Here is a 16,162-nt window from a genome sequence, read left to right as displayed (position 1 = left end):
TCGGTGCAAGAGGTTGCTATCGCAACCAGCCCCGTCAGTGACCCATAATCATACCTTGAAGGGCGTCTTTTTCCATCGCCAGTTCGGCCAATTGCGCCTTCACCACGTCGCCCAGGGTCACAATGCCTATCAGCTTACCTTCTTCGACCACGGGCATGTGGCGAAAGCGGCCTTCGGTCATGCGGGCCATGATGTCTTGTACGGTGGCCTGTCGTGTGGTGGTGATCAGATCCTTTGTCATGTAAGAGCTGACTGGCTGCGTCAAACATCCGCTGCCACTGGCAGCCAATTCACGAACGATATCGCGTTCAGACAGAATGCCGGCTGCCGTCTGACCACCATCTTCGGAAACGATGACGGTACCAATGCGCTTTTCCGCAAGGATTTTCGCAGCCTCCGACACAGTCATCGAAGGCTCGACCGTCACGACGCTGTCTGTCGCCTTGGATTTTAGAATGCCCTGAACGAGCATGAAAGCACCTCCGGAATAATGAATTTATCCAAAGCGTTGCGCGATTGTGTCGACCTGTCAAGCGTTGGCATCGGCTTCAAGCCGCGCAACTTCGTCACGGATGCCTTGTGTTAAAGCCTCGGCAAAGCGGTTTAACCGTTCGTTGCGCTGATCGCCCTGATGCCGGACAAGATAGAAGCTTCGCGTCAAACCCACTTGATCCGTCAAGATTTTCCGCAGGTTTGGATGGAACGGCAAAGTAAAGTCATGGGCAACACAAACACCGGTACCCAACGAAACCTGTCGCAATTGAACCGAGACCGAATTCGATGCAAGTGCGACACGGTCAACGCCAATATCGTTGAGATAGTCCAGCTCTCGGTCAAAGATCATATCCGGGATGTAACCAATCAGGCGGTGCCCCTTAAGATCGTTGACTGAACCAATAGGCGCATGGCGATCCAGATAATCCTGCGTGGCCACCATATGCAGCTTATAATCGCTGATCTTCTTGACCAGCAACCGTCCTGCTGTGGGCGCGCTGACAGTTACGGCCATGTCGGCCTCGCGCCGGGATAGGTTGATGATCCTTGGCAGCGCCAGGATCTGGATGTCCAGATCAGGGTTGGCATCACTGATTTTCGCACAAACCTGTGGCAACAGGTAATTGGCGCTGCCATCGGGCGCACCAATCCGTATCTGCCCACTGAGAGATTTGGTCGACCCAGTGACCACACCAGCCGCCGCGCGCATCGCCTCTTCGGCCTGCAAACCGTGGTCCAACAGGCGTTCACCTGCGGCGGTCAGGATGTATCCCTGTTGCGACTTCGTAAACAACAGCGCATCCAATGTTGTCTCAAGCCGCGCAATGCGCCGCCCTACAGTTGCAGGATCAATCTTGAGGATACGGCCCGCCGATGACAGGCTTTCCTCGCGCGCGACGGCCAGGAAAACCCGCATATCATCCCAGTTCGGATTCATATTTTCCCTTTTGCATTTTTGCAAAGCAATTTTGAAACATTGCCTCTGTTCACCAAATTTTTGCAAGTCTATTTTGCCGGCAGGTCTACCCGGAAGGAATTTGTCATGCAGAACCTGACCCACTATATCAACGGCGAGAATGTAGAAGGTACATCTGGCCGTTTCGCCGACGTGTTCAACCCCGCCACCGGCGAGGTTCAGGCCCATTGCCCGATGGCCAGTGTTGCCGAAACCGAAGCTGCGATTGCCGATGCCGCTGCTGCTCAGCCTAAATGGGGAGCAACGAACCCCCAGAAACGTGCTCGCGTGATGATGGCAATGGTTGGCTTGATGAACCGCGACATGGACAAACTTGCCGAAGCGCTGAGCCGCGAGCACGGCAAAACCATCCCCGATGCCAAGGGTGACCTTCAGCGCGGTCTGGAAGTTATCGAATACTGCATCGGCGCACCGCAGATGCTGAAGGGTGAGTTTACCGACAGCGCAGGTCCCGGCATTGACATGTATTCGATGCGCCAGCCTCTGGGTGTTGTCGCCTCGATCATGCCGTTCAACTTCCCGGCCATGATGCCTCTGTGGCATGTCGGCCCGGCTTTGGCCTGCGGCAACGCGGTGGTACTGAAACCGTCCGAGCGCGATCCTTCCGTGCCGCTGATGCTGGCAGAACTGTTCGTCGAAGCTGGCCTTCCCAAGGGCGTATTCCAGGTCGTGAACGGCGATAAGGAAGCGGTCGACACTCTGCTTGACAGCGAAATTATTCAAGGCGTCAGCTTTGTCGGTTCAACACCAATCGCGCAATATATCTATTCCCGCGCAACCGCCAATGGGAAGCGTGCACAATGCTTTGGCGGTGCGAAGAACCATATGATCATCATGCCGGATGCCGATCTGGATCAAGCCGCCGACGCGCTGGTCGGAGCTGGTTTCGGAGCAGCTGGCGAACGCTGCATGGCAATTTCGGTTGCTGTACCCGTAGGCGAAGAGACCGCCGACGCGTTGATCGAGAAACTGATCCCGCGTGTCGAGAAACTGAAGGTTGGCCCCTACACCGCCGGGGACGATGTTGATATGGGACCGGTTGTAACCGGTGCTGCCAAAGAGCGTATTCTTGGCCTTATTAACTCGGGTGTTGAACAAGGTGCAAAGCTGGTCGTCGACAACCGCGATTTCAGCTTGCAGGGATATGAAGACGGCTTCTTTGTTGGCCCGCACCTCTTCGACCATGTCACACCCGACATGGACATATACACCCAAGAAATCTTTGGCCCAGTTCTGTCTACCGTTCGCGCAGGTTCGTATGAAGAAGCGCTGAAGTTGGCGATGGACCATGAATATGGCAATGGTACCGCGATCTACACCCGCGATGGCGATACCGCGCGTGACTTTGCGAGCCGTGTCAACATCGGCATGGTCGGCGTCAACGTTCCGATCCCGGTTCCGCTGGCCTATCACACCTTTGGTGGTTGGAAAAAGTCCATGTTTGGTGACCTGAACCAGCACGGCCCAGACAGCTTCAAGTTCTACACCCGCACCAAAACCGTGACCTCGCGCTGGCCGTCGGGTATCAAAGAAGGTGGTGAGTTCAACTTCAAAGCGATGGACTGATCTGCATCCGCAAAACTGCCTACCACCAATGCCGGCCCCCAACGGGCCGGTATTTTTTGGCGAAGTATTGCCACAGTGGATAAGAAAATCCGGGCTTCACGATAAATTCACAGCTCTGGCACTGGAAAAGCAACTACAGCGACAATAGTTTGATGCCAATTTCTAAGTTCGAGCAGTACGAATACCGGAGGCCGCTTTGTCAAACCCGTACATGACCCGCCGTTCTGCCCTGTTGGGCGCAGCTTCTCTTTTGGCGACGCCCGCCTTGGTGCGCGCTCAAAGCTCTGATGCCTTCCCGGTGGATGAAGAGGCCATCAGCACGCAATTGCCAGTACGCCGCAATGTGTCGTCGTTCTCGCAACAGAACTGGCAGGATCACTTCGATGAGCTGGGCGTTGGCTGCCTGCTGGCCGATATCACCAGCCGAGCAGTGCATTACTGGGGACCGGACGGAACGTATAAGCTGTACCCCAGCTCAGTTCCGATGAGCGAAGAGCTTACCAAGCGCGGCTATACCGAGGTCAAGCGCAAGACTGAAAATCCAAGCTGGACTCCAACCGCGTCTATGCGTGAACGTGATCCGTCCCTGCCCGTACGCATGGAAGGTGGCGATCCCGGCAACCCGTTGGGGACTCGCGCCATGTATCTGGGCTGGCCCGCTTATCTGGTGCATGGCACCCATGACACGCGCAAGATTGGCCGCCAAAGCTCGTCAGGGTGTATCGGCCTTTACAACCAGCACGTTGAGGAACTGTACCCTCTGGTCCAGGTTGGAACTCAGGTCAGACTGGTTTGACAAAAAAGCCCCGGCCACCAGGACCGGGGCTTTCTACTTAGCGGGGGTCGTTATTCCGGCAGGATCACCGCATCAATTACATGAATCACGCCATTGCTGGCTTCAATGTCGGCCTGCACAACTTTGGCATCATTGACCTTGACGCCTTTTTTGGCGTTCACGCTCAGCTGGTCGCCCTGTACCGTGCGAACCTTGGCGCGTTTGCCGGCAATATCACCTGACATCACCTTGGCCGGGACCACGTGATAGGTCAAAATCTCGACCAGTTGATCCTTATTTTCCGGCAACAGCAGCGTTTCAACCGTGCCTTCAGGCAACGCGGCAAAAGCTTCGTCTGTGGGTGCAAAAACGGTGAACGGTCCATCACCTTTTAACGTGTCAACCAGACCTGCGGCCTGCACAGCGGCGACCAGAGTGTTGAACGATCCGGCCGAAACGGCGGTGTCCACGATGTCGGCAGCTTGTGCCTTGACGGGCAGTGCAAGTGCAAGTGCGGCGGCGGCGCCCATGAATGTGCGGCGAAACATGGCTGTTATCTCCTCTCCAGCTTGTTATGGAAAGGGGTACGGAGGTTCAGCCAGCCCGGATCACTTTTCTTTGACTTGAATCCAGATACTCTGCGCGCGCCCGTCTTTGAGAAACGGCAATGCTTCAACCGCATCAGGACGATCCTGTTGCAGGAAGTACCCCGGCCAAAGCAATGAATACGCGCCAGATTGCAACAAAGCATGCAGGATGTACTGCTCTCCCCAGCCGGGGCAATCATAGAAGAACCGCTTGGGGTACTCGAAGGGCAGAAAAACATCATGTACGTGAATCACCACACCCGGCTTTAGCGCGGGAATGATGCGGCAGAACAGATGTGCCACGTCGTTGCTCATCCGTACGACGTGGCTGGAATCGATGAACAGAACGTCACCTGCTTCAAGCTGATCGAACAGCGCCGGATCGACCTCTTCCAGCCGCTTCTGTTCAAAGTGATCGACGACATGCGCGATATCCGCCCGTGGATACGGATCAATCGCAGTGATCTGCGTATCCAAACCGCCGTCGATGATGGCCTGCCGGGTGACGCGGGTTGAATTGCCGCAGCCGACCTCAATCACGCGTTTGGGCGCGAACCGCCGGATCATCAGGTACAACGCGTCAGCATCCGGGCTGTCGTAATATCCATTGCCCAGGCGATAGCCGGTTTGATTGCGCGCAGGGTCTTTCAACGCCACCAATGCGGCAGCGTACTGACCATATTCTGCAACCAGCTCGGTGATATCAAATCCCTCCATCCCCGGCGACAAGGCATAGGCCGGGCGGGTCAACCCGCCTGCCCTTTCAAACGCCTCAAGCCGCGCACGCTCGTCCAGTTCCGTGACCTTATCGACGAGCTTCACCCCCAACTCATCAAGGGCTGCGTTGATCTGCGGAAATTTTCTGGGTTTCACGGACGGCTCCAATTTGCGGTTCGCGTGTTCCATACCCGTGCGGGCCGGGCTTGTGCAAGATGAGCCACCCCAAACGCTTGGCAAAACAGAAATTTCCGTATTCACTGGTCGGATTAGTAGTACGAGGGTCGCCATGCAGCAGGAATTCACGCTGGGCATAGAAGAAGAGTATCTGCTGGTCGATCGCGACAGCCTGCAACTTGCGCAAGCACCCACCGCCCTGATGGAGGCTTGCCAAGCGGATTTCGAAGGACAGGTCAGCCCCGAATTCCTGCAATGCCAGATCGAAGTCGGCACCCGGCCACATTCAACAGTCAAGTCAGCCCGAGAAGACTTGAAACGCCTGCGTTCATGCGTTGCGGGCCGGGCTGCAGAATACAACCTCGCGCCAATTGCCGTGTCCTGCCACCCTTTTGCCGACTGGAAGAAACAGCACCACACCCGCAAGGATCGCTATGACGCGCTGCAACATGCCCTTGGTGGCGTGGCCCGGCGCATGTTGATCTGCGGGATGCACGTTCATGTAGGTGTCGAAGACCCTGCCATGCGCGCTGACCTGATGCCTCAGCTGTCCTACTTCCTGCCGCATCTGTTGGCCTTGTCGACGTCGTCGCCCTATTGGAACGGAGAGGACACTGGCCTGTCATCTTACCGCCTGACCGTTTTTGACAACCTGCCGCGCACGGGTTTGCCGCCGGTTTTGGCCAGCTGGTCGGATTATGAACGCACTACCGGTATTCTGGTCGAACTTGGCGTGATCGAGGACACGACAAAAATCTGGTGGGATCTGCGCCCGTCACACCGCTTTCCCACGCTGGAAACACGGATCATGGATGTGCAGCCACGTATGGAACACACACTGTCGCTGGCAGCCTTAGTCCAGGCCCTGACCCGAATGCTGTGCCGCCTGAAGGACCGGAACTTACGTTGGCGGCACTATGACCAGTTCCTAATCAGTGAAAACCGTTGGCGCGCGCAGCGCTATGGCGTGGGCGAAGGTCTGATTGACTTTGGCGACCGTTCAATAAAACCCATGCCCGAGTTGATGGGCGAACTGATGGGAATGCTGGCTGAAGACGCCGAGGCACTGGGCACCATGACCGAGCTGGCGCGTCTGCAGCAAATCGCACAGACCGGCACGTCGGCCACCCGACAGCGCCGCGTCCATGCCGAAGCTGCAGCACGCGGCGATGATCCCGGCAAAGCCGTCGTGCAGCACCTGATCGAAGAATTTCATCACGATCTTTAATGCCCCTGCCGATTGCTGGCCGTGCAAAATTTCTGTAAGAATTCGGAAATAAACAGTCGTTCAATTCATTCGGCAGCGTGGGAGGCAAGCCTTGGATTTCGCACTGACAGAAGAGCAAACCGCAATCTTCGACATGGCGTATGATTTCGGGCAGGACAAGATCGCCCCGAACGCACGCCAGTGGGAGGCTGACGGAACCATACCCAAAGACCTTTGGCCGCAAATTGGCGAGTTGGGGTTCGGCGGACTTTATGTCTCGGAGGACAGCGGCGGGTCCGGCCTTACCCGTCTGGACGCGACATTGGTGTTCGAAGCGCTGTCAATGGCTTGCCCTTCCGTCGCGGCCTTTCTGTCGATCCACAACATGTGCGCCAAAATGTTGGACAGTTTCGGAGGCGACGATCTGAAATCCCGCATCATGCCGGATGTGCTAAGCCTCAATACCATCCTCAGCTATTGCCTGACGGAACCCGGATCAGGCTCGGACGCGGCTGCACTGAAAACCCGCGCGGATCGCACGAATGAGGGGTATACGCTGAACGGCACCAAGGCCTTTATCTCGGGTGGTGGTTATTCTGATGCCTATGTCTGCATGGTGCGCACCGGCCAGGATGGGCCAAAGGGCATTTCAACTGTTTATGTCGAGGACGGCACGCCGGGCCTCAGCTTTGGCGCGCTGGAACAAAAGATGGGTTGGAAAAGCCAACCGACAGCGCAGGTGCAATTCGATGACTGCCACATCCCGGCCGGAAATCTGGTGGGCACCGAAGGGGATGGGTTTAAATATGCGATGAAAGGTCTGGATGGCGGGCGGCTCAATATCGCCTCTTGTTCCCTGGGGGCTGCCCAGTCCGGGCTCAACATGACCTTGCAATACATGTCTGAACGCAAGGCATTCGGCCAATCGATCGACCAGTTTCAGGCGCTACAATTCCGGCTGGCGGATATGGAGATCGAACTGCAAGCCGCACGTACCTTCCTGCGGCAGGCCGCCTGGAAGTTGGATCAGGGCACGCCCGATGCCACCAAGTTTTGCGCCATGGCCAAGAAATTTGTGACCGAGACTGGATCGAAAGTTGTCGACCAATGCCTGCAATTGCACGGTGGCTATGGTTATCTGGCCGATTATGGCATCGAAAAACTGGTGCGTGATCTGCGCGTTCACCAGATTCTGGAAGGCACCAATGAAATCATGCGGGTCATCGTCGCTCGTCAAATGCTTGCCGAACACTGAGGAACTCATGCCAGACATCGACATCCGCATCACTGGTCGCGCCGGGCGCATCACCCTGACCCGACCAAAGGCCCTGAACGCGATGACCTATGATATGTGCATGGCCATCGACACGGCCCTGCGCAACTGGCGCGAAGATGATGCCGTGGATCTGGTCGTCATGGACGCCGAAGGCGACAAGGCCTTTTGTGCGGGCGGCGATATCGCCGACCTTTACGCGTCAGGCAGCAAGGGGGATTTCGATTTTGGACGTACCTTCTGGCGCGATGAATACCGGCTGAATGCGCTGATCTTCGAATACCCCAAACCGGTCATCAGCTTTCTTCAGGGTTTCACCATGGGCGGTGGCGTGGGCATTGGATGCCATGGCAGCCACCGGATCGTTGGGGAAAGCTCGAAGATTGCTCTGCCGGAATGTTCGATTGGGCTTTTGCCGGATGTGGGCAGCACATTGATGCTGGCGCTGGCCCCCGGTCGTCTAGGCGAATACCTAGGCACAACCGGTCATCGCATGGGCCCCGGAGACGCCGTCTTTGCCGGTTTTGCCGACCACTTCATCCCGATATCGGATTGGTCAGCCTTAATCGAGATGCTCGAGGCTTCGGGTGATGCCGAACTGATTGCAAAACATTCCACGCCGCCGCCCGAAAGCACGTTGGAACAACAGCACTCCGTTATCGAAGCCCTATTCGCCGGGGAAAGCCTGGGCGATGTCCTAAACGCATTGACCCATTCCAACGACGCAATGGCTGCGGACGCGCTGACGCTGATGGGCCGCAATTCGCCGCTGTCGATGGCTTGTACGGTCGAAGCGCTGCATCGCTTACGGGGGCCCAGCCTGACGCTGCGCAAGGCGTTGGAACTGGAATACCGCTATACGTTCCGCGCGATGGAGCATGGCGACTTTCTGGAAGGAATTCGCGCTCAGATCATCGACAAGGACCGTAATCCACAATGGCGGTTTGCCGACCAATCCGTACCAGCGGTGGCGGTGTCGAAAATGCTGCAGCCACTGGGCAAAGACATGCTGACATTTGAGGAGGTTTGAGAGATGAAAATCGGGTTTATCGGTTTGGGCAACATGGGCAATCCAATGGCCGCCAATCTGGCAAAAGCCGGGCATGAGGTGACTGGTTTTGACATGGCCGAGGTCAGTGTCGCTGGTGTCGCCATGACCGGTTCGGGTGCCGAAGCTGCCGCAAACGCCGATATCGTCATCACCATGCTGCCAAACGGAAAAATCTTGCGCGCTGTCGGGGATGAGATCATCCCTGCAATGCAATCCGGGTCTGTGTGGATCGATTGTTCAACCGTCGATGTCGAGAGCGCCCGCGCTGTCGCGGATCAGGCAAAACAGGCTGGAATTCTGGCGGTAGATGCCCCTGTTTCGGGTGGGATCGGCGGCGCAGCGGCTGGCACTTTGACTTTCATGGCAGGTGGCAGCGATGCCGCATTTGCGAAAGCCGCGCCGCTGTTCGATATCATGGGTCAAAAAGCCGTTCATTGCGGTGAATCCGGCGCCGGTCAGGCTGCCAAGATCTGCAATAACATGATCCTAGGTGTCACCATGATTGCCACGTGCGAAGCTTTTGCGCTGGCAGATAAACTGGGCCTGGACAGGCAAAAGATGTTTGATGTGGTCAGCACATCCTCGGGCTATAGCTGGACCATGAACGCCTATTGTCCCGCACCCGGCGTGGGGCCGGAAAGCCCGGCAGACAACAATTACCAACCCGGTTTCGCCGCTGAATTGATGCTGAAAGACCTGCGTCTAAGCCAACAGGCCGCCGAAAGCTCGGATGCCGATACGCCGATGGGTCAGGCCGCAACCGCGCTTTATGAACAGTTCGTTGAGTCTGAGGGGGGATTGGGCATGGACTTCTCTGCCATGCTGCCGCGGTTCGAAAAGCGCGGTCGTAGTTAGGCGCGCTGCGTGGGCGGCTTCTTGCCCACGGGGTTGACCATACAGGAACCAACGGCCATTTGTCTTTAACTACGGCATGTTTGCAAAGGGAAGTTAGATGTCGCGAGTCTTAACTATTTCCACGTCAATCCTCGCGCTCGCGCTCAGCGCTGGGCTTGCCGACGCCGGGAACGGCAAAGGGAAAGCCGGGCATTGCCCTCCTGGACTGGCCAAGAAAGCCGTTCCGTGTGTGCCACCGGGTCAGGTTAAGAACCTCTATCGCACGGGTGACTACATCAACCGCGACTATCGCTGGATCAACGACCCGTATCGCTATGGGCTGAACCGTGGCAGCTACATCCGCGCAGGTGACTATGTCTATCGCGTCGATCCTGATACACGAAAAGTGCTGAACCTGATCGGTGCGGTGGCTGACATCCTCAACTGAGGATCAGCCCCCTATTCCGCAGCAACACGCGCGCCCTCAAGCATCTGCTTCAGATACCGCCCCGTATGGCTGCGTTCCACTGCAGCCACATCCTCGGGCGTGCCGGTCGCGACGATCTCACCACCACCATCGCCACCTTCGGGGCCGATATCAATGATGTGGTCGGCGGTTTTCACAACGTCCAGGTTGTGTTCGATCACCACAACCGTATTACCTTGATCGACCAGTTCATGCAGCACTTCCAACAGCTTACGGACGTCTTCGAAATGAAGTCCGGTGGTTGGCTCGTCCAGGATATACAAAGTCCGCCCGGTTGAACGCTTGGACAACTCCTTTGACAGCTTCACCCGCTGCGCCTCACCACCAGACAGCGTAGTCGCCTGCTGACCGACCTTGATATAGCCAAGCCCGACCCGTGCCAGCGCATCCATCTTGTCGCGGATCGAGGGCACGGCCTTAAAGAACTCCTGCGCATCTTCCACTGTCATATCAAGAACATCGGCGATGGACTTACCCTTGAACTTGATCTCGAGCGTTTCGCGGTTGTAGCGCGCGCCCTTGCAGGTTTCGCAGGTGACGTAAACATCGGGCAGAAAGTGCATCTCGATCTTAATGACGCCGTCACCTTGACAGGCCTCGCACCGGCCGCCCTTGACGTTAAAGCTGAACCGACCCGGCTTGTAACCACGCGCCTTGGCTTCGGGTAAACCGGCGAACCAATCACGGATCGGAGTGAAGGCCCCAGTGTAAGTTGCTGGATTCGAACGCGGAGTCCGCCCGATAGGCCGCTGGTCGATGTCGATGACTTTATCCAGATGTTCCAGTCCCTTGATCGTCTCACAGGGTGCCGGAGTTTGGCGCGCACCGTTCAGACGCATCGAAGCGGTTTTGAACAACGTCTCAATCGTCAATGTCGATTTGCCACCGCCCGACACTCCGGTCACGCAGACAAACTTACCCAGCGGGAAATCGGCGGTGACGTTCTTCAGGTTGTTGCCCGTTGCCTTAACCACCGAGACCTTTTTCTTATTCCCCTTGCGCCGTTCTGTTGGAACGGCAATTTCCCGTGTGCCTGCCAAATACTGACCGGTCATAGAGGCTGCATCTGAAGCGATCTGTTCAGGTGTTCCCTTACTGACCACCTGTCCGCCATGAACACCGGCTCCAGGTCCTATATCAAACACATAGTCGGCCTCACGGATTGCCTCTTCGTCATGTTCGACGACGATCACCGTGTTGCCCTGATCGCGCAGGTTCTTGAGCGTGCCCAGAAGGCGGTCGTTGTCCCGCTGGTGCAGCCCGATTGAGGGCTCGTCCAGCACGTACAGAACGCCGGTCAGGCCGGAACCGATCTGGCTGGCCAGACGAATCCGCTGGCTTTCGCCCCCGGACAGTGTTCCACTTGAACGGGACAACGTAAGGTATTCCAAACCCACGTTATTCAGGAAACCCAACCGCTCGCGAATCTCTTTCAGAATCGCCCGCGCGATTTCGTTCTTCTGAACGCTCATGTGGTTCGGAGCATCCTCGACCCACGCCAGAGCCTCTTTGATCGACATCTGAACAACCTGTCCCACATGCAGACCTGCGATCTTGACGGCCAAAGCCTCGGGGCGCAGGCGATACCCTTCGCAGGACCCACAGGGGCGGTTGTTCTGGTAGCGTTCGAACTCTTCCCGAATCCAGGCGCTGTCGGTCTCGCGATAACGGCGCTCCATATTGGGAATCACGCCCTCGAAACTGCGAGTGACCTGATACACCCGACCGCCTTCGTCATAACGGAACTGGATCTCCTCATCGCCAGACCCGCGCAAAAACACCTGTTGGACCTTTGGCGGCAGGTCTTTCCAAGGCGTATTCTTGTCGAATTCGTAATGCCGCGCGATGGCTTCGATGGTTTGCAGGAAATAGGGCGACTTTCCTTTGCGCCACGGGGCCAAGGCACCATCATAGAGTTTCAGCGTCTGGTCCGGCACTACAAGCCTTTCGTCAAAGAACAGCTCGACCCCCAGGCCATCGCAGTCCGGGCAGGCCCCGAACGGCGCGTTGAATGAAAACAGGCGGGGCTCGATCTCGGGGATGGTGAAGCCGCTGACCGGGCACGCAAAATTTTCACTGAAGGTAATCCGCTCAGGATCACCTTCGCGCGGCGCGGTTTCCAGAACCGCGATCCCGTCTGCCAGATCCAGAGCGGTCCGCAGGCTGTCGGCCAGACGCGTTTCCATCCCCTCGCGCACAACCAGTCGGTCGACCACGACATCGATATCGTGGCGGAACTTCTTGTCCAGCGTGGGCGGCTCATCGAGCTCATAGAACTCGCCATCAACTTTCACACGCTGAAAACCCTGTTTGCGCAGTTCGAGGAATTCCTTTTTGTACTCCCCCTTCCGGTCCCGCACAATGGGGGCCAGCAGATAGCCGCGCGTGCCCTCCTCCATCGTCATGATGCGGTCGACCATGTCCTGCACCTGCTGTGCCTCGATGGGCTGCCCAGTAGCCGGACTATAGGGTGTCCCCGCGCGCGCAAATAACAGACGCATATAGTCGTAAATCTCGGTCACCGTCCCAACGGTCGAACGCGGATTTTTCGACGTGGTCTTCTGTTCGATCGAAATTGCCGGGGAAAGGCCGCTGATATGATCCACATCGGGCTTTTCCATCATATCAAGGAACTGGCGCGCATAAGCCGACAGGCTTTCGACATAGCGACGCTGACCTTCGGCATAAATCGTATCAAAGGCCAAAGACGACTTGCCAGAACCCGACAACCCGGTGATCACCACCAGCTGATCGCGCGGAATATCCACGTCAATGCCCTTGAGGTTATGCTCGCGCGCGCCGCGCACCTCGATATTTTTCAGCTCAGCCATTTTGGCCCCCAACACACAAGTGTCCTAGAAATAGGCGAGCGGCTCCGAGTCTCCAATAGAAAAGTTAGAACAAAGTGTGAACAATCGGATTATTGCCGACATCTCCTGACAGTATGACCCCGATCCGATGCGTGCCCCGGAAGGGGTTGATTGAATATTCGGTATTTCAGGAAAATGGCGCGGTTGACGGGGCTCGAACCCGCGACCCCCGGCGTGACAGGCCGGTACTCTAACCAACTGAGCTACAACCGCGCATTTAGGGTCTATGTGCGATCCATTAACCCGGATCAAAGGCTGGCAGCGATGGCGCGGTTGACGGGGCTCGAACCCGCGACCCCCGGCGTGACAGGCCGGTACTCTAACCAACTGAGCTACAACCGCCCGCTGCCCGTTCGATGCTGAACGTTGGGGTGTATTATGGCCACGCCCCGGCATCGTCAAGCGGGGTTTTGAAGTTTTTTTAAAGAAGGCAGAAATTGTTTCCGGGCTTCGCGACGCACCTTCTTCGGAACCAGACCTTTCCGAAGCTACCGCAAGACCCCAAACACACTTTAACTAAAATGATTCTTAAATTTGTAAATGCCGAAATATCCAAGGATTTTTCTTTCAAACGATTCCAAAGAAACACACTCATAAGTTGTATGCTTTCTGAAAAACCCGAACATAATCCTCGATATATCTGTATCTAGCAAAACGACCTTTTGGGCGGCTTGAAACCCCCGCCATTATTCAGCCACATTGCGTGTGCAAGAGGCGACACTGCCCCCACAAAATCAAAAATACGTGTCGGCAAACTTGCGCAGGCAAGTCTCGAAGTGAAGTATCCCAGCGGATAACAAAATCTCGGCTTACGAGATCGGAAGGAAGCTTAACGCAATCAAAAGTCATGATTTGTGATGACCTATCGGTTGCGTTGTTAATGATGGAAATAGCGGAATGTCAGTTGCAAATCAGAATTACCCGGGCGCCAGCCCAACCGGTCATGAATATGTTGACGGATTGATTTGGGGGACCTCTTGGAACCTCGGCACAAATAACGGAGGACCGGCTGGCACGATTACCTATTCATTCGGCGACTCGTCGGTTCAGGGCTTCGTAGATTTTCTCCCCCATGAAAAACAGGCGTTCCGCCAAGCCCTGGCCGTGATCGAACAATACATCCCGATTGATTTTGTCGAGGTCAATTTCCTATCGCCTCAGGGGACGCCCTATTACGAAAACATCTCGTGGGGTCTAGTTACAACCCAATCCCTTGATGGCGGCCTCGGCGCACACCAAGTGCCCGGAAGCGATCCCATTCTGCAAGGGTTTGGTATCAACACCCTGTTTGGCTGGTTCGCATACGATACTCCTCTGTTCAGCCAATCCGCGCTGGCAAAGGGCGGCGAAGGATTTGCAACCATTGTGCATGAGATCATGCATGGCCTCGGCCTTGCACATCCGCATGACAATGGTGGACAATCAACCGTCTTCGACGGTGTGACACAGGCGTTCGATGACTATGGAACCGATGGTCAGAACCAAGCCGTCTACACGATCATGTCCTATAACTCTGGCTACCCGCAGGTTGTACCGCTGCCTTCGTTCAACTACGGCGGCGTGGCCTCGCCCATGGCACTGGACATCGCCGCGCTTCAAGCGATTTATGGAACCAAGTCAAACAATACGGGCAACAACGTCTATTCTTTGAAAGGGTCCAATGCTCCCGGCACCTATTGGGAGGCGATCTGGGATACGGGTGGAACTGATACAATTTCAGCCAGTGGCCTTTGGAAGAGCGTGAGGATCAGCCTGAAGGCTGCTGATCTGGAAGGTCACGATGCTGGGGGAACGCCGTCGCACGCGGCCGGGGTCAGCGGTGGCTTCACGATCGCCAATGGTGTTGTCATTGAAAACGCTGCTGGTGGCCACGCCGGAGACTTCCTTTATGGCAACGACGTTGCAAATCTCATGGTCGGTAATGGTGGCAATGACCTGATTGCAGGCGGAAATGGCAACGACACCATTAAAGGCGGCCAAGGAAACGATTTCTTGATCGGTGGTCAAGGCAACGACACCCTGACCGGCGGCAACGGTTTGGACAACTTCATCATCAAAGACAGCGATGGCAACGACACCATCACAGGTGGCCTTGGGATTGATACCCTCTCGTTCAACGGCTCATCTGCTGCGACCGTGGATCTGTCGGTTACGACCGCTCAGGATACCGGATACGGCATGGATACGATCACCTTGGTCGAAAACGCCGTAGGAACTGCGCAGGACGATCAGCTTACTGGCGATGATCTGGCAAACACCTTTATCGGTAACGATGGAAACGACACGCTTGACGGCCAGAAAGGCGCGGATCTGCTTCAGGGTGGCGTTGGCAAAGATACGATTTCCGGTGGCAATGGTTGGGATACACTGCGTGGTGGCAACGGCTCTGATATCATTGACGGTGGTCTAGGCAATGATGCGATCTTCGGTGGCAAAGGGATCGACACGATCATCGGCGGCGCCGGCGTGGATACGATGACCGGCGGTATCGGAACGGATACGTTTGTTTTCAATGACATCACTGACAGTGGTACCAAAGGATCTCTGGCCGACAAGATCACGGATTTCACACAAGGCGAAGACAAAATCGATCTGAGCGGTATCGACGCCAGCACAGTTCTTGTTGGCGATGACGCTTTCGTCTTCAACGGCACGACCCCATTCGGATCGTCCGACGAAGGTGAGATCTATTTCGTCAAGCAGGACAACGCTGGCACGGCATTCGACCAGACCCTGGTTTACGTTGACACAGACAATGACAGTGATCCTGAGATGGTCATCAAGCTATCTGGTCTGCATGACCTGACAGCGAACGACTTCATCCTGTAAGGCTGTATGCGAAATCAACAGGCAGCACGTTTAGCTGCCTGTTTTTTTGTGTCCGCAGCATAGAAAATTTACCCTTCGGGCACCCTTGCAAGCCTGCGGGACACTCTGTATTAGGCGCGCTTATGGGTGATTAGCTCAGTGGTAGAGCGCTTCGTTCACATCGAAGATGTCAGGAGTTCAAATCTCTTATCACCCACCATTCCTCTCATTGGTAGGCACCATCCAAATTTCCGTTTCTTGACCGATGCTTGCCAGATTTCTCCTGGGCTGCGTATCCTGCTTTGGACGGCCGCAAAATTTTGCGGCGCTTTGGGATGG

At 56.1% G+C, this 16,162-nt stretch carries 13 protein-coding genes and 3 tRNA genes; 9 read left to right on the top strand and 7 right to left on the bottom strand.

All coding sequences use genetic code 11. The features are described 5' to 3' along the window. Positions 1 to 34 precede the first annotated feature (34 nt). On the bottom strand, positions 35 to 472 hold the full coding sequence (locus tag ACR0DL_RS04140; RefSeq protein ID WP_170358288.1) for a CBS domain-containing protein: 438 nt from the start codon (positions 470 to 472) through the stop codon (positions 35 to 37). Positions 473 to 529: 57 nt separating this feature from the next. Beyond that, positions 530 to 1,432, bottom strand: a complete 903-nt coding sequence (locus ACR0DL_RS04135; RefSeq protein WP_170348581.1) for a LysR family transcriptional regulator — start codon at positions 1,430 to 1,432, stop codon at positions 530 to 532. A 105-nt stretch (positions 1,433 to 1,537) separates the two neighbouring features. Between ACR0DL_RS04135 and ACR0DL_RS04130 the strand changes: the two genes are divergently transcribed. After that, positions 1,538 to 3,037: a CoA-acylating methylmalonate-semialdehyde dehydrogenase gene (locus tag ACR0DL_RS04130; RefSeq protein WP_226688500.1), complete on the top strand. Its 1,500-nt coding sequence runs from the start codon at positions 1,538 to 1,540 to the stop codon at positions 3,035 to 3,037. A 211-nt stretch (positions 3,038 to 3,248) separates the two neighbouring features. After that, positions 3,249 to 3,833, top strand: coding sequence for a L,D-transpeptidase (locus ACR0DL_RS04125; RefSeq protein WP_170349399.1), 585 nt, complete (start codon positions 3,249 to 3,251; stop codon positions 3,831 to 3,833). A gap of 50 nt (positions 3,834 to 3,883) precedes the next feature. Here ACR0DL_RS04125 and ACR0DL_RS04120 read toward each other — a convergent pair whose 3' ends face one another. After that, complete coding sequence (locus ACR0DL_RS04120) at positions 3,884 to 4,360, bottom strand: fasciclin domain-containing protein (RefSeq protein WP_170348579.1); 477 nt, start codon at positions 4,358 to 4,360, stop codon at positions 3,884 to 3,886. A 60-nt stretch (positions 4,361 to 4,420) separates the two neighbouring features. Next, complete coding sequence (locus ACR0DL_RS04115) at positions 4,421 to 5,272, bottom strand: class I SAM-dependent methyltransferase (protein WP_480687714.1); 852 nt, start codon at positions 5,270 to 5,272, stop codon at positions 4,421 to 4,423. A gap of 133 nt (positions 5,273 to 5,405) precedes the next feature. Between ACR0DL_RS04115 and ACR0DL_RS04110 the strand changes: the two genes are divergently transcribed. From ACR0DL_RS04110 to ACR0DL_RS04090, 5 genes are all read left to right on the top strand, one after another. Further along, the gene (locus ACR0DL_RS04110) at positions 5,406 to 6,521 is read left to right on the top strand and encodes a carboxylate-amine ligase (protein WP_170548664.1); all 1,116 of its coding nucleotides are present in this window, start codon (positions 5,406 to 5,408) and stop codon (positions 6,519 to 6,521) included. A gap of 91 nt (positions 6,522 to 6,612) precedes the next feature. Further along, the gene (locus tag ACR0DL_RS04105; RefSeq protein WP_480687712.1) at positions 6,613 to 7,755 is read left to right on the top strand and encodes an acyl-CoA dehydrogenase family protein; all 1,143 of its coding nucleotides are present in this window, start codon (positions 6,613 to 6,615) and stop codon (positions 7,753 to 7,755) included. 7 nt (positions 7,756 to 7,762) lie between these two features. Further along, on the top strand, positions 7,763 to 8,803 hold the full coding sequence (locus ACR0DL_RS04100; RefSeq protein ID WP_480687710.1) for an enoyl-CoA hydratase/isomerase family protein: 1,041 nt from the start codon (positions 7,763 to 7,765) through the stop codon (positions 8,801 to 8,803). Between the two features lie 3 nt (positions 8,804 to 8,806). After that, positions 8,807 to 9,679, top strand: a complete 873-nt coding sequence (mmsB, locus tag ACR0DL_RS04095; RefSeq protein WP_480687708.1) for a 3-hydroxyisobutyrate dehydrogenase — start codon at positions 8,807 to 8,809, stop codon at positions 9,677 to 9,679. A gap of 97 nt (positions 9,680 to 9,776) precedes the next feature. Next, positions 9,777 to 10,106 carry a hypothetical protein gene (locus ACR0DL_RS04090; RefSeq protein WP_170375148.1) on the top strand — a complete coding sequence of 110 codons (330 nt, stop codon included), beginning with the start codon at positions 9,777 to 9,779 and terminating at the stop codon, positions 10,104 to 10,106. 11 nt (positions 10,107 to 10,117) lie between these two features. Here ACR0DL_RS04090 and uvrA read toward each other — a convergent pair whose 3' ends face one another. The 3 genes from uvrA to ACR0DL_RS04075 form a co-directional block, all read right to left on the bottom strand. After that, positions 10,118 to 12,976 (bottom strand): excinuclease ABC subunit UvrA, encoded by a 2,859-nt coding sequence (gene uvrA / locus ACR0DL_RS04085; protein ID WP_480687706.1) that lies wholly within the window; start codon positions 12,974 to 12,976, stop codon positions 10,118 to 10,120. Positions 12,977 to 13,151: 175 nt separating this feature from the next. Next, positions 13,152 to 13,228: transfer RNA gene (locus ACR0DL_RS04080), tRNA-Asp, on the bottom strand. A 52-nt stretch (positions 13,229 to 13,280) separates the two neighbouring features. After that, positions 13,281 to 13,357 (bottom strand) — tRNA-Asp (locus ACR0DL_RS04075). A 555-nt stretch (positions 13,358 to 13,912) separates the two neighbouring features. On the opposite strand from ACR0DL_RS04075, the gene ACR0DL_RS04070 reads away from it, so the two are divergent. Both ACR0DL_RS04070 and ACR0DL_RS04065 read left to right on the top strand, forming a co-directional pair. Further along, the gene (locus ACR0DL_RS04070; protein WP_480687704.1) at positions 13,913 to 15,844 is read left to right on the top strand and encodes a M10 family metallopeptidase; all 1,932 of its coding nucleotides are present in this window, start codon (positions 13,913 to 13,915) and stop codon (positions 15,842 to 15,844) included. Positions 15,845 to 15,968: 124 nt separating this feature from the next. Continuing rightward, positions 15,969 to 16,043: transfer RNA gene (locus ACR0DL_RS04065), tRNA-Val, on the top strand. Positions 16,044 to 16,162 lie beyond the last annotated feature (119 nt).

The organism is Ruegeria sp. BB5 (assembly GCF_056539405.1).
Note: the sequence above shows the minus strand (reverse complement) of the source record. Positions and strands in the feature narration are given on the sequence as shown.